This window comes from Pseudomonas sp. TR47 (assembly GCF_044143025.1).
GTDB classification, from domain to species: domain Bacteria; phylum Pseudomonadota; class Gammaproteobacteria; order Pseudomonadales; family Pseudomonadaceae; genus Aquipseudomonas; species Aquipseudomonas putida_E.
Map to the genome: position 1 here is coordinate 67,083 of NZ_JBHFCS010000024.1, position 13,093 is coordinate 80,175.

Here is a 13,093-nt window from a genome sequence, read left to right on the forward strand (position 1 = left end):
ACTGATACCGATACGCAAGCTTTCAATGAGTGAAAGCGCCTTGTTCGCAGGGCCTGTGACAACAATTCCAATAGTTACGGCAAATACTCATGAGCGATTACACAGAAGCTGGCCGCCCACCCGATGTGGCCGATTCAGGCAGCACTCAGCGCAGCAAAGGTTTGGCCAAAGGCCGTCTTGGCCTGTTGGCCAGCGTGGTGCTGGGCATTTCGACTATCGCCCCGGTCTATACCCTGACCGGTGCCCTTGGCCCCACCGTGCGGGAGGTCGGCGAGCACCTTCCGGCCGTCTTCATCGTCGGCTTCCTGCCCATGCTGCTGGTCGCCCTGGGCTACCGTGAGCTGAACGCGGCGGAGCCGGACAGCGGTACTTCCTTTACCTGGTCGGCCCGCGCCTTCGGCCCGATGATCGGCTGGATCGGTGGTTGGGGGCTGGTCGTTGCCACCACCATCGTGTTGTCCAACCTGGCCGGGGTGGCCGTTGATTTCTTCTATCTGTTCCTGGCTCAGATCACCGGTAACCAGGCGTTGGCTGCCTTGGCGGATAACCTGCTGATCAACATCACCACCTGTTGCGTGTTCATCGCCATGGCGGTGTGGATCTGTTGTCGCGGCATGGCCACCACCATGACCGTGCAATATGGTTTGGTGGCCTTGCAACTGCTGGTGCTGATCGGCTTTGCCTTCGCCGCCTTCAGTGAGACCACCGCGCCAGCGCCGCTGGAGTTCGACCTGGCCTGGTTCAACCCCTTCGGCGTGGAGTCGTTCTCGGCCTTTGCCGCTGGCCTGTCGTTGTCGATCTTCATCTTTTGGGGGTGGGACGTGTGCCTGACCGTCAGTGAGGAATCGATCGGCAGCGACGAGGTGCCGGGCAAAGCGGCGACCTGGACCGTGCTGCTGATTCTTGGTCTGTACCTGCTCACCGCCATCGCCACCCTGCAATTCGCGGGGATCAGCGAGCAAGGGCTGGGACTGAACAACCCGCGTATCCAGGAGAACGTCTTTGCCCACCTGGCCGGGCCAGTCATGGGGCCGCTGGCGATACTGATGTCCATCGCCGTGCTGGCCAGCACCGCCGCTTCGCTGCAGTCGACCTTCGTCTCTCCGGCGCGCACGCTGCTCGCCATGGGTTACTACGGTGCGGTGCCAGAGCGCTTTGCCAAGGTTTGCCCGCGTTCGCAGACGCCACGTTACGCAACCATCTGTGCCGGCGTTGCCGCAGGCCTGTTCTACGTGACCATGCGTACCCTCAGCGAAAACGTGCTGGCGGACACCATCACCGCCCTGGGCATGATGATCTGCTTCTACTATTCGCTGACCGCGTTTGCCTGCGTATGGTATTTCCGCCACAGCCTGTTCGACAGCCTGCGCCACTTCTGCATGCGCGGCCTGTGCCCCCTGTTGGGTGGTGTGATCCTGTCGGTGATCTTCGTGCGCACCGCCATCGACAGCGCGTCGCCGGATTTCGGCAGTGGCTCGCATGTGGCTGGCGTAGGATTGGTGTTCGTGATTGCGGCGATCATTTCGGCACTGGGGATAGTGCTGATGATGCTGTCGCGGATGCGCGCGCCGGCTTACTTCCTGGGGGCTACCCTGCGACAGCAGGCGACTCTGCAGCTGCAGGAATAATGCTGGGTGGGGCGCGTTGCGCCCCAACAACCCCGCGGTAGGCGCGGCCTTGTGTCGCGAAAGGGCCGCAAAGCGGCCCCAACTGTCTCTATCTTCAGCCGATCAACTGCTTGAGCAATGCCCCGTGCCGTTCCTGCTGCTTGCACAGCAGCAAACGGTTCGAGCGGAACACGGCCTTCAACTCCTCCAGCGCCACATCGAAGTCGTCGTTGATGATGACGTACTCGTACTCGTCGTAGTGCTGCATCTCGCTGACGGCCTCTTTCATGCGGCCGGCAATGATCTCATCGCTGTCCTGCCCACGCCCGTCCAGACGCTGGCGCAGCGCCTCCAGGTTGGGTGGCAGGATGAAGATCGAACGGGCTTCGGGCATCAGCTCGCGCACCTGACGGGCGCCTTGCCAGTCGATTTCCAGAATCAGGTCATCGCCCCGGTCCAGCACTTGCTGCAGCGTGCTACGCGAGGTGCCGTAGAAGTTGCCGAACACTTCGGCGTGTTCAAGGAAGTCGTTCTTGTCGATCAGCGCCTTGAATTCGTCATGGCTGACGAAGTGGTAGTTGACGCCGTGCTCCTCGCCCGGGCGTTTGCCGCGCGTGGTGTGCGAGACAGAAACGCTGACGCGTTTGTCGTCCTTGATCAGGGCGTTGACCAGGCTGGTCTTGCCGGCACCTGACGGGGCCGAGACGATATATAGGGTGCCGCTGCTGTGGTTCATGGTAGGGGTGGCCTTACTCGATGTTCTGTACTTGTTCACGCATCTGTTCGATCAGTACCTTCAGGTTGACCGCCGCTTGCGTGCTACGCGGGTCGAAGGCCTTGGAGCCCAGGGTATTGGCCTCGCGGTTGAGCTCCTGCATGAGGAAGTCCAGGCGCCGGCCAGCGGCACCCCCGGACTTGAGCACCCGGCGTACTTCATTGACGTGGGTGCTGAGGCGGTCCAGCTCTTCGGCAACGTCACTCTTTTGTGCCAGCAGCACCATCTCCTGCTCAAGCCGTTGCGGGTCGAGCTCGGCCTTGAGGTCGCCGAAGCGGTCGATGATCTTCTGCCGTTGTGCGGCCAGCATCTGCGGTACCAGGGCACGCAGGGTGGTGACCTCGGTGGCCATGCTGTCCAGCCGCTCGTTGATCAGGCGTGCCAGCTCCTGGCCTTCGCGCAGGCGCCCGGCCTTCAATTCGGCCAGGGCCTCGTCGAACAGTGCCACGGCTTCGGCATTGAGCGCCTGCGGGTCGCTGGCGTCGGCCACCAGCACGCCCGGCCAGGACAACACTTCCAGCGGGTTGAGCGGCGCCGGCTGCTTGATCAGGCCGGCCACTTCTTCGGCGGCGGCAACCAGTTGTGCGGCACGCTCGCGGTCGACCTTCAGTGGTTTGCCGTTGCTGTCTTCGTGCAGGCGCAAGGTGCATTCGACCTTGCCGCGCGACAGGCCTTGGCGCAGACCCTCACGCACCGCGCCTTCCAGGTCGCGCAGGGCGTCGGGCAGGCGCAGGTGAGGTTCAAGGTAGCGGTGGTTGACCGAGCGCAGTTCCCAGACCAGGGTGCCTTGGCTGCCTGCGCGCTCGACACGAGCAAAAGCGGTCATGCTGTGCACCATGGGGAGTACCTCGCGTAGATGATGTGAACGGGAAAGCCTTTCGGCTGCAAGGCGCAGGATTGTAGCGCAGTGCGCCCTTGGCGCCCAATCCGCCCATGTTACAGAGCCCTCATCGGCCGGTGGGAAAAGGCGACAGGCTGTGCGCGGCCCGACAATAAGCATGTCCTCACCGGGCTACGGGCTTTATAATGCCGGGCAGATTCAAAGTCCCAGTACAGGTATCCCAGATGAAACGTCCAAGTGGTCGCGCCGCCGATCAGCTCCGCTCGATCCGCATCACCCGCAACTACACCAAGCACGCCGAAGGGTCGGTACTGGTCGAGTTCGGTGACACCAAGGTCATCTGCACGGTCAGCGTTGAAAACGGCGTACCGCGCTTCCTCAAAGGCCAGGGCCAAGGCTGGCTGACCGCCGAGTACGGCATGCTGCCGCGCTCCACCGGTGAGCGTAACCAGCGCGAAGCCAGCCGTGGCAAGCAGGGTGGTCGCACCCTGGAAATCCAGCGCCTGATCGGCCGCTCGCTGCGCGCCGCGCTGGACATGAGCAAGCTGGGTGACATCACCCTGTACGTCGACTGCGATGTGATCCAGGCCGATGGCGGCACCCGCACCGCGTCGATCACCGGCGCCATGGTCGCCCTGGTCGATGCCCTGGCAGTGATCAAGAAACGGGGTGGCCTGAAGGGCGGCAATCCGCTCAAGCACATGATCGCCGCCGTATCAGTGGGCATGTACCAGGGCGAAGCCGTACTCGACCTGGACTATCTGGAAGACTCCGCTGCCGAGACCGACCTGAACGTGGTCATGACCAGTGCCGGTGGTTTCATCGAAGTGCAGGGCACTGCAGAGGGTGCGCCGTTCCAGCCCGAAGACTTCAACGCCATGCTGGCGCTGGCGCAGAAGGGCATGAACGAGATCTTCGAACTGCAGCAGGTCGCTCTGGCCGACTGATTGATCCTGCAGGTATGAAAAAGCCGACTTCAATGTCGGCTTTTTCGTATCTGAACAGTGCTCAGATGGTCAACGTCCAGTCATAGTCGACGATCAGCGGCGCATGCTGCGAGAAGCGCGGCTGACGCGGCAGGCGGGCATTGCGCACGAAGCGGCGCAGGCCCGGGGTGAGGATCTGGTAGTCGAACCGGTAGCCCAGGTTGAGCATCTCGGCCTGCTCGTTGTCCGGCCACCAGCTGTACTGGTCACCTTCACGGCTGACTTCGCGCAGGGCATCCACATAGCCCATGTCGCCAGTGATCGCATCCATCCAGGCACGCTCAGGCGGCAGGAAGCCTGGCGACTGCTGGCTGTCACGCCAGTTCTTGATGTCGAGCTTCTGCTGCGCCACGTAGAACGAGCCGCAATAGATGTACTCACGACGCTTGCGCCGCTGCTTGTCCAGGTACTTGGCGAAGTCGTCCATCAACTTGAACTTCTGGTTCAAGTCGTCGTCGCCGTTCATGCCCGAAGGCAATAGCAGGCTGGCAATACTGACTTTGTCGAAATCTGCTTGCAGATAACGCCCGTAGCGGTCGGCTGTCTCGAAGCCCAGGCCGGTGATGACTGCCTTGGGCTGCATGCGCGAATACAGTGCCACGCCACCTTGGGCGGGTACCTCCGCGTCGCAGGCATAAAGGAAATAGCCATCGAGCTGGAAAGCTGGGTCGTCGAGTTCAAAGGCCGAGGCGCGGGTATCCTGAAGGCAGATGACGTCGGCATTCTGGGCTTGCAACCAGCTGAGCAATCCACGCTCGGCTGCAGCCTGAATGCCATTTACGTTCACACTGATGATCCGCATAAATGGCCCCAAAAATCTCGTGCGTGTATGATACCCGAGCTCAACCCATTTAGCTAAATCCGTGGTGTCCGGGACTTTCCATGCAGCCGTATCAGCGCGACTTCATCCGTTTTGCCATCGATCGCGGCGTTCTGCGCTTCGGTGAATTCACCCTGAAATCGGGGCGTACCAGCCCGTATTTCTTCAATGCCGGCCTGTTCAACACAGGTTCTGCCCTGGCTCAGCTGGGGCGTTGCTACGCGGCGGCCATCGTCGACAGCAAGATCCCGTTCGACGTACTGTTCGGCCCGGCCTACAAGGGTATCCCGCTGGCTGCGGCCACCGCCGTGGCCCTGGCCGAGCAACATCAGCTGGACGTGCCGTGGTGCTTCAACCGCAAGGAAGCCAAGGATCACGGCGAAGGCGGCAGCCTGGTCGGCGCGCCACTGGCCGGTGACGTCCTGATCATCGATGACGTGATCACCGCTGGCACTGCCATCCGCGAGGTCATGCAGATCATCAATGCCCAGCAGGCCAAGGCCGCTGGCGTGCTGATCGCGCTCAACCGCGAAGAGCGCGGCAATGGCGAACTGTCGGCGATCCAGGAAGTGGAGCGTGACTTCGGTATCCCGGTAGTCAGCATCGTTTCGCTGACCCAGGTGCTGGAGTTCCTGGCCGATGATCCGCAGCTCAAGCAGCATCTGCCGGCGGTCGAGGCCTATCGGGCGCAGTACGGGATCTGATTGCGGCTCGGTAATGAAAAAGGCGACCTTCGGGTCGCCTTTTTTATCTGTTGCCTTTTACGGCCCTATCGTCGGCAAGCCGGCGATAGGGCCAGTGCAGGCGATCAGCGTGGCTTGCGGTTGCTGATCAAGGTGCCCACGCCGCTGTCGGTGAAGATCTCCAGCAGCACCGCATTCGGCACGCGGCCGTCGATGATGTGCGAGCTGTTCACGCCACCCTGGACCGCTTCCAGCGCGCACTTGATCTTCGGTAGCATGCCGCCGTAGATGGTGCCGTCGGCGATCAGTTCGTTCACCTGCTCGGTGGTCAGGCCGGTCAGGACCTGGCCTTGCTTGTCCATCAGGCCGGCGATGTTGGTCAGCAGCATCAGCTTCTCGGCTTTCAGTGCCTCGGCCACCTTGCCGGCCACCAGGTCGGCGTTGATGTTGTACGACTCACCGTTGGCACCCACGCCGATTGGCGCGATCACCGGGATGAAGTCGCCTTTGACCAGCATGTTCAGCAGGTCGGTGTTGACGCTGACCACTTCGCCGACGTGGCCGATGTCGATGATTTCCGGCTGGGTCATCTCCGGCGTCTGGCGGCTCACGGTGAGCTTCTTGGCGCGGATCAGCTCCGCGTCCTTGCCGGTCAGGCCGATGGCGCTGCCGCCGTGGCGGTTGATCAGGTTGACGATGTCCTTGTTGACCTGGCCACCCAGCACCATTTCAACCACGTCCATGGTCGCCGCGTCGGTGACACGCATGCCGTCGATGAAGTGGCTTTCGATCGACAGGCGCTTGAGCAGGTCGCCGATCTGAGGGCCACCACCGTGCACGACCACCGGGTTGATGCCTACGGCCTTCATCAGCACGATGTCACGGGCAAACCCGGTCTTGAGCTCCTCGCTCTCCATCGCGTTGCCGCCGTACTTGATCACCAGGGTCTTGCCGACAAAACGGCGAATGTAAGGCAGTGCTTCGGACAAAACCTCGGCTACATGGGAAGCGGCATCGCGATCGAGGGTCATGCAGGGCTCCTGTAAGGAACAGATAGTCGGTCAGAACGGCAGTTGCAGCTCAGGGGCAACCCGCAGCAACTGGGCGCGGAAAACATCCTTGATACGTTGCAACTCGGCGTCGCTTTCGGCCTCGAAGCGCAGCACCAGCACCGGCGTGGTGTTGGAGGCGCGAACCAGGCCCCAGCCCTGGGCATAGTCGACCCGCACACCGTCGATGGTGGTCAGGCTGGCTTGGCCCCAGTCGGCGTCGCGTTGCAGTGCATCAATGATGCTGAATTTACCCTCGTCGGTCACATCAATATTGATTTCCGGCGTGGAAATGTCGTTCGGGAATGCGGCAAACAGGCTTTCGGCGTCCTGGCCAGCCTTGCTGAGGATCTCCAGCAGGCGTGCGGCGCTGTAGATACCGTCGTCGAAACCGTACCAGCGCTCCTTGATGAAGATGTGCCCGCTCATCTCGCCGGCCAGCAGCGAACCTGTCTGCTTCATCTTCTTCTTGATCAACGAGTGACCAGTCTTCCACATCAAGGCGCGGCCGCCGTGTTGTTCGATCAGCGGTGTCAGGCGGCGGGTGCATTTGACGTCGAAGATGATCTCGGCCCCCGGGTTGCGCGCCAGCACGTCCTGCGCGAACAGCATCAGCAGGCGGTCGGGGTAAACGATGCTGCCGGTGTTGGTCACCACACCGACGCGGTCACCGTCGCCGTCGAAGGCCAGGCCGATATCGGCACCGGTTTGCTTGACCTTGGCGATCAGGTCTTCAAGGTTTTCAGGCTTGCCGGGGTCCGGGTGGTGGTTGGGGAAGTTGCCATCCACCTCGCAGAACAGTGGGATGACTTCGCAGCCCAAGGCTTCGATCAGCTGCGGCGCGATAACGCCGGCAGCGCCGTTGCCGCAGTCCACCACCACCTTGAGCTTTTTCGCCAGCTTCACGTCAGCGACGATCTGCTGGAAGTAGCGCTCGAGGATCTCGACCTTTTCCACACTGCCTTCGCCACGGGTCAGGTCGTTGGTTTTCAGGCGAGTCAGCAGGGCCTGGATCTGTTCGTTGGCCAAGGTATCGCCAGCGATCACGATCTTGAAACCGTTGTAATCCGAAGGGTTGTGGCTACCGGTGAGCATCACGCCGGACTTGCCGGCCAGGACATTGGCAGCGAAATACAGCGCCGGGGTCGGCACCAGACCGACGTCGCTGACCTGGCAACCGGCATCGGCCAGGCCTTTGATCAGTTGCTCGACCAGCATCGGGCCGGACAGGCGGCCGTCGCGGCCGACGGAAATCTGCGGCTCGCCTTGGGCGAGCGTCTGCGCGCCAATGGCGCGGCCGATCCAGTAGGCGGTTTCGGCGTGCAGGGTCTTGCCGACCACGCCGCGGATGTCATAGGCGCGGAAGATGCTGTCGGGCAGTGCGGGGACCAGGTGGGCCATGTCGTTCATCTCTGGAAGCTCCATTAGTCAAAGGCTTTCTGGGCAGGCGCAAACTGAACGCTTGGACGGTGGTTTCATCAGAGAGTTCGCCATCCATGGCCTGAACGGTCGCCGGTCGGCTCAGTGGCTGCCGGAATGGCCGAAGCCGCCGGTGCCGCGCTGGCTTTCATCGAAGGCCTCGACGACTTCAAAATGCGCTTGCACTACCGGTACCAGCACCAGCTGAGCGATGCGCTCGCCAACGGCGATGGTGAATGGCGTGTTGCCACGGTTCCAGCACGACACCATCAGCTCGCCCTGGTAATCCGAGTCGATCAGGCCGACCAGGTTGCCCAGCACGATGCCATGCTTATGGCCCAGACCCGAGCGCGGCAGGATCATCGCGGCCAGGCCCGGGTCGCCGATGTAGATCGACAGGCCGGTAGGAATCAGCAGGGTCTGGCCCGGCTCCAGGACGGTGTCCTCTTTGAGCAGGGCGCGCAGGTCCAGGCCGGCGGAGCCAGGGGTGGCGTATTGCGGCAGCGGAAATTCACTGCCCAGGCGTGGGTCGAGGATCTTGGCTTGAAGAGCGTGCATGTAACTTATTGAACCTGGTTGAGCCGTTCGGCGATGAAGGCGACCAGTTGCCGGGCAATCTTGCCTTTGCTGGTCTGCGCGAAGAGGGTTTGATGCTGCTGGCGGTCGATCACGGTCAGGGCATTTTCCTCGCTGTTGAAGCCGATGCTGGGGTTGGCCACATCATTGGCGACGATCAGATCGAGGTTCTTGTCCTTGAGCTTGCGCGTGGCGTAATCGAGCAAATGTTCGGTCTCGGCGGCGAAGCCGACGCTGAACGGGCGGTCGGTGCGGCCAGCGATGGTGGCAAGGATATCGGGATTGCGCACCATCTGCAGCAGCATGCCGTCGCCGGTCGTAGGATCTTTCTTGAGCTTCTGTGTGGCAACGACCTCCGGGCGGTAGTCCGCGACCGCTGCCGAGGCGATGAACAGGTCGCACGGCATGGCCGCCTCGCAGGCTGCGAGCATGTCCCGCGCGCTGACCACGTCGATCCGGTTGACCCGGTCAGGGGTCTGCAGGTGCACAGGGCCGGTGACGAGGGTCACCCGGGCACCCGCTTCTGCGGCCGCCTCGGCCAGCGCGAAGCCCATCTTCCCGGAGCTATGATTGGTGATGTAACGCACCGGGTCGATGTTTTCCTGGGTTGGCCCGGCGGTGATCAGCACATGTTTGCCGGTAAGCGCCTGGCGCTTGAAGCTCTCGGCGGCGCACCAGGCCAGGTCGGTGGCTTCGAGCATGCGGCCAAGGCCCACGTCGCCGCAGGCCTGGCTGCCGGAAGCCGGCCCGAACACCTGGATGCCACGGGTCTTGAGCAGGTCGAGATTGGCCTGGGTCGCCGGGTCGCGCCACATGGCCTGGTTCATGGCCGGGGCCACTGCCACAGTGGCGTCGGTGGCCAGTACCAGGGTGGTCAGCAAGTCGTCGGCCATGCCTTGGGCCATGCGCGCCATGAGGTCGGCGGTGGCGGGGGCGATCAGCACCAGGTCGGCCCATTTGGCCAGTTCGATATGGCCCATGGCCGCTTCGGCGGCAGGGTCGAGCAGATCCATGTGTACCGGGTGGCCGGACAGCGCCTGCAGGGTCAGCGGGGTGATGAATTCAGCACCACCACGGGTCATGACGACGCGCACTTGCGCGCCGTGCTCCAGGAGTCGGCGAATCAGCTCGGCGCTCTTGTAGGCGGCAATGCCGCCCCCGACGCCGAGAACGATGCGCTTGCGATACAGCCGCTGCATAGGCTTGCCTTTTTCCAGAGAGAGCGGGCAGCGACGAACAGGATTGCCTGCGGCAGAACGTCGCATGTACGAGGCGAAATAGATTAACACAGGGCCTAAACGTGTCGCAGCAGGGCGCAAAGGAGATGCAATGAAGATAAGCGAGTGGCCAGCCGAGGAGCGGCCCAGGGAAAAGTTGATGCAGCGCGGGGTGGGCAGCCTTTCGGATGCCGAATTGCTGGCCGTGTTTCTCGGCTCTGGCGTGCGGGGCCACAACGTCGTGGAGCTGGCGCGGGGGTTGCTCGTCAAGTTCGGCGGCTTGCGCCAGTTGCTTGAAGCTGACAGGGACGCATTCGTGGGGGCGCTCGGGCTTGGGCCGGTGCGGTATGGCCAATTGCAGGCGCTGCTGGAGATCGGGCGGCGCAACCTTGCCACATCGATCGAGCGCGACTGCGCTCTGGAGAGTCCTTTTGCGGTGCGCAGATACCTGAAAGCCATGCTGCGTCATGAGCCTAGCGAAGTTTTTGGCTGCCTGTTTCTGGATAGCAAACACCGGCCGTTGGCTTTCGAAATCCTGTTCAGAGGGACGATCGACCGGGCCAGCATCTACCCGCGGGAAGTGGTGCGCCGTGCGTTGATGCACAACGCTGCGGCGTTGATCCTCCGCGGTTATGGTGTCAACTCTAGTGTTTCACTCGGCTGAAGTGCCCGAGATAGAAGCATTCCTTGATGCTTATTCAGATTTTGATGTTCCATATTCAGTGTTGCAGAGCAAATTTGATTTTAGGCCCAGGCGGGCCACCACAGCAGTCAGCTTCACCAACAATTGTGATGCTAGGTCCCGGATGACTGGGGCTCAGGCTGTTGCTTGCGGTTCACAGAAAAGCTGGGAATTCCTACCCATCTTCCCGAAAAAGCTGAACATTACGGCAAAATCTGATGGAACCTACTCCACGTGGCCAAGGGATCCTACATCGCTGATGGCATTTTGACCTTCTCCACTCATTGTGTACCGCTGGATAAAAAGGCGAGAATGCGCGCGCAATGGAAGGCATGATGCGCGCAGGTCGGCGCTCTCGTGGCAGGATGTCACCGGCTTCATGCCTCCACAGCCAAGGCTCGCACGAGCCTTTAAGCTTAATGCCAATTTGTGGAGAGTGATGTGCTGAGTGACGACGACCAAAAGCTAGCCAAGATCCTTTTTGGCCTTCTGAAAAATGCGACTAGCCAAGCCGTCGTCAAGGAATTCCTCCGGACGAAGGGCATCCCCGTTTCTGCGCAAAACTGGGACGATCTCTATGAGAAGCGGATCGAGCCTGCCCTCAAGGATAAAAAACTTGCCCTGAAAGACCTCCGTGATCTACTGCAGCAGGTGGAGGAGTTTGGCAAGCAGCACTCGTTCCTTTTCCAGTGCACTGAAGAGCGGGCAATCGGCCTGCTGTCTCCTACACGCATCGCTTCAATCGCAGCAGCTGAGGGCCTTTCGGGGCTGTTTACTCACCCGCTGGATCTTGAGATGCCCGACGAGGCCACAATCGTCGACATCCGCCTGTACCGTCCGGACCCGCAGAAGACACCGGTTTCGCTTACGATCAAAGTCGTCGAAAGCCGTGACATCAATCGTCTCAGCGCTGTGGAGACGGATCCAGCAACTGGCGAACTGATTCGACGCTATGCGACCACAAAAAAACGTGCGGTGAATATTGTTCACCTGGACCACACTGGTTTATTGGAGTTTCGTATTGCCTCTCAAGATAATCAGGCAAAGAAATATTCCGAGCTCTTGTGGGTGTTGAAAAACAAAGTAAGGAAATTTCTACCGGACGATGGGTTCGCTGAAGTTTCGCTTAGCCCCGCTAAGAATAAGATTCTGCGCGAGCGCGATAACCTCTCCCAAGAAATCAGATATAGCAATTCAACGGCTCGAAATGAATTCGGGGCCCAAATGCAGATTACCTCCGCATCGGTTGATGAAAACCTTTCATCGGATGAGGGTTCGATGTCTGCGTTGGATCGCTTCTTGGAGCGTGATGGCGAAGTGACGGGAGCCAATATTTACGTTAAACTACCAGACAGTGATCCTCCCCGTGAACTGAGGCTTTTGATTTCGGGTGAGAGAAACGAGTTTGCGGTGACCGTAGCGTGCTCCGCCGGAGAATACGAATATGTTCGCGGAAAAGTTATCGCCTTTAATACTTAACCATCCAGACGAGGCTGAAGGCCTCCGAAGATTGGCTAGTTTTATCCAGGGCTATGAATCCCAGGGTGGCGAAGCTTTGCCTAGAATTCGGCTAAACCCGAATCGCATGTTCGATATTATGCAAGCCGGTACTTCCGCGCACCTTGCAATCTTGATTAATATCTTGGTAACGGGCCGGATTATCAAGAGATTCCTTATTGTTAGGTGCCCCAGCGGCGAAGGTCTCTCATTCCAATCTTACGGCGATATCCCAGAGATTGTTCGTGATCCTGGGATGGATACCGAATTTGAAGTACTTGCCGCCAACGTGGAACCAACCTATAGATTGGTGCTCGATTGAAGCCTGTTGATATTGTTACCCTTGTTCGATCGACTTGGGAAAATACGATTGAGACCAAACGACTGGCCCAGCTGCAGGCAATTAGGGCAACTCTGGATGCCGAGCATCTGGAGCTGTTTGACTCGTTAGTCGATATGCAGATTTCTAATGTCAAAGATGATGCTCAGGCCATCACGCTCATGCTTGTCCATGGTATTCAAACTGATGGTTCCTGGCACGAGCTGGTAAAAGCAGCCTTCCGAGATGTTGCTCATGTCAGAGTCAAAGGTCTTGGCTACCATTGTGTGACCGCGCTGCAGCTTGCGTGTCCGTTTCGATCTACGCCAATCAATAAGATCGCAAATGACTTCCGAGACGCACGGCTTATGGAACCGACTGCTCGCATTATGGTCATTGCCCACAGCTTCGGCACCTATATCATTAGTCGGATCCTCGCCAAATACACTGACATCAACATTGAGAGAATTGTTCTCTGCGGCTCCATAATAAAAGGCAATTATGCCTGGGAGAAGCATGCTCGGCACATGGCTGCAGGCAACATCGTCAACGATGTCGGGACGCGAGATTTTTACCCCGTCCTAGCTACCTTTTCGACTATAGGCTACGGCGGGACTGGTCG

At 60.2% G+C, this 13,093-nt stretch carries 11 protein-coding genes and 2 pseudogenes; 6 read left to right on the forward strand and 7 right to left on the reverse strand.

What is annotated here, in order from left to right; translation table 11 throughout:
• The first annotated feature begins 89 nt into the window (after positions 1-89).
• Positions 90-1,628: an APC family permease gene (locus ACEWE8_RS21630; protein WP_046786866.1), complete on the forward strand. Its 1,539-nt coding sequence runs from the start codon at positions 90-92 to the stop codon at positions 1,626-1,628.
• 94 nt (positions 1,629-1,722) lie between these two features.
• On the opposite strand, the gene gmk is transcribed toward ACEWE8_RS21630, so the two are convergent.
• Together gmk and ACEWE8_RS21640 are read right to left on the reverse strand one after the other, a co-directional pair.
• Complete coding sequence (gene gmk, locus ACEWE8_RS21635) at positions 1,723-2,343, reverse strand: guanylate kinase (RefSeq protein WP_046786867.1); 621 nt, start codon at positions 2,341-2,343, stop codon at positions 1,723-1,725.
• A 13-nt stretch (positions 2,344-2,356) separates the two neighbouring features.
• Positions 2,357-3,220: a YicC/YloC family endoribonuclease gene (locus ACEWE8_RS21640; RefSeq protein ID WP_039604571.1), complete on the reverse strand. Its 864-nt coding sequence runs from the start codon at positions 3,218-3,220 to the stop codon at positions 2,357-2,359.
• A gap of 227 nt (positions 3,221-3,447) precedes the next feature.
• Here ACEWE8_RS21640 and rph point away from each other — a divergent pair, with 227 nt between their 5' ends.
• Entirely contained in the window at positions 3,448-4,170 is a 723-nt protein-coding gene (gene rph, locus ACEWE8_RS21645) for a ribonuclease PH (protein ID WP_046786868.1), read from the forward strand.
• 61 nt (positions 4,171-4,231) lie between these two features.
• Here rph and ACEWE8_RS21650 read toward each other — a convergent pair whose 3' ends face one another.
• Positions 4,232-5,011 (reverse strand): exodeoxyribonuclease III, encoded by a 780-nt coding sequence (locus ACEWE8_RS21650; RefSeq protein ID WP_012312131.1) that lies wholly within the window; start codon positions 5,009-5,011, stop codon positions 4,232-4,234.
• A gap of 80 nt (positions 5,012-5,091) precedes the next feature.
• Here ACEWE8_RS21650 and pyrE point away from each other — a divergent pair, with 80 nt between their 5' ends.
• Complete coding sequence (pyrE, locus tag ACEWE8_RS21655; RefSeq protein ID WP_011536401.1) at positions 5,092-5,733, forward strand: orotate phosphoribosyltransferase; 642 nt, start codon at positions 5,092-5,094, stop codon at positions 5,731-5,733.
• Between the two features lie 104 nt (positions 5,734-5,837).
• Here pyrE and argB read toward each other — a convergent pair whose 3' ends face one another.
• The 4 genes and pseudogenes from argB to coaBC form a co-directional block, all read right to left on the reverse strand.
• On the reverse strand, positions 5,838-6,743 hold the full coding sequence (gene argB / locus ACEWE8_RS21660; RefSeq protein ID WP_046786869.1) for an acetylglutamate kinase: 906 nt from the start codon (positions 6,741-6,743) through the stop codon (positions 5,838-5,840).
• Positions 6,744-6,773: 30 nt separating this feature from the next.
• Positions 6,774-8,147, reverse strand: a pseudogene (locus ACEWE8_RS21665) (phosphomannomutase/phosphoglucomutase); the annotation flags it as partial.
• A 135-nt stretch (positions 8,148-8,282) separates the two neighbouring features.
• A complete protein-coding gene (gene dut / locus ACEWE8_RS21670; protein WP_012312134.1) occupies positions 8,283-8,738 on the reverse strand; it encodes a dUTP diphosphatase in 456 nt (151 codons plus the stop codon).
• Between the two features lie 5 nt (positions 8,739-8,743).
• Positions 8,744-9,955 (reverse strand): bifunctional phosphopantothenoylcysteine decarboxylase/phosphopantothenate--cysteine ligase CoaBC, encoded by a 1,212-nt coding sequence (gene coaBC, locus ACEWE8_RS21675; protein WP_012312135.1) that lies wholly within the window; start codon positions 9,953-9,955, stop codon positions 8,744-8,746.
• Positions 9,956-10,085: 130 nt separating this feature from the next.
• Here coaBC and radC point away from each other — a divergent pair.
• From radC to ACEWE8_RS21690, 3 genes and pseudogenes are all read left to right on the forward strand, one after another.
• Positions 10,086-10,598: pseudogene (gene radC, locus ACEWE8_RS21680) on the forward strand (DNA repair protein RadC); the annotation flags it as partial.
• Between the two features lie 498 nt (positions 10,599-11,096).
• A complete protein-coding gene (locus ACEWE8_RS21685; protein ID WP_003253411.1) occupies positions 11,097-12,134 on the forward strand; it encodes a hypothetical protein in 1,038 nt (345 codons plus the stop codon).
• 336 nt (positions 12,135-12,470) lie between these two features.
• Positions 12,471-13,093: alpha/beta fold hydrolase (locus ACEWE8_RS21690; protein ID WP_395589366.1), on the forward strand; the 623-nt coding region annotated here is incomplete at its 3' end.

Coding starts and splice junctions, on each gene's coding strand:
- ACEWE8_RS21630 (WP_046786866.1), top strand. CDS start 90: ATGAGCGATTACACAGAAGCTGGCCGCCCACCCGATGTGGCCGATTCA.
- gmk (WP_046786867.1), bottom strand. CDS start 2,343: ATGAACCACAGCAGCGGCACCCTATATATCGTCTCGGCCCCGTCAGGT.
- ACEWE8_RS21640 (WP_039604571.1), bottom strand. CDS start 3,220: ATGGTGCACAGCATGACCGCTTTTGCTCGTGTCGAGCGCGCAGGCAGC.
- rph (WP_046786868.1), top strand. CDS start 3,448: ATGAAACGTCCAAGTGGTCGCGCCGCCGATCAGCTCCGCTCGATCCGC.
- ACEWE8_RS21650 (WP_012312131.1), bottom strand. CDS start 5,011: ATGCGGATCATCAGTGTGAACGTAAATGGCATTCAGGCTGCAGCCGAG.
- pyrE (WP_011536401.1), top strand. CDS start 5,092: ATGCAGCCGTATCAGCGCGACTTCATCCGTTTTGCCATCGATCGCGGC.
- argB (WP_046786869.1), bottom strand. CDS start 6,743: ATGACCCTCGATCGCGATGCCGCTTCCCATGTAGCCGAGGTTTTGTCC.
- dut (WP_012312134.1), bottom strand. CDS start 8,738: ATGCACGCTCTTCAAGCCAAGATCCTCGACCCACGCCTGGGCAGTGAA.
- coaBC (WP_012312135.1), bottom strand. CDS start 9,955: ATGCAGCGGCTGTATCGCAAGCGCATCGTTCTCGGCGTCGGGGGCGGC.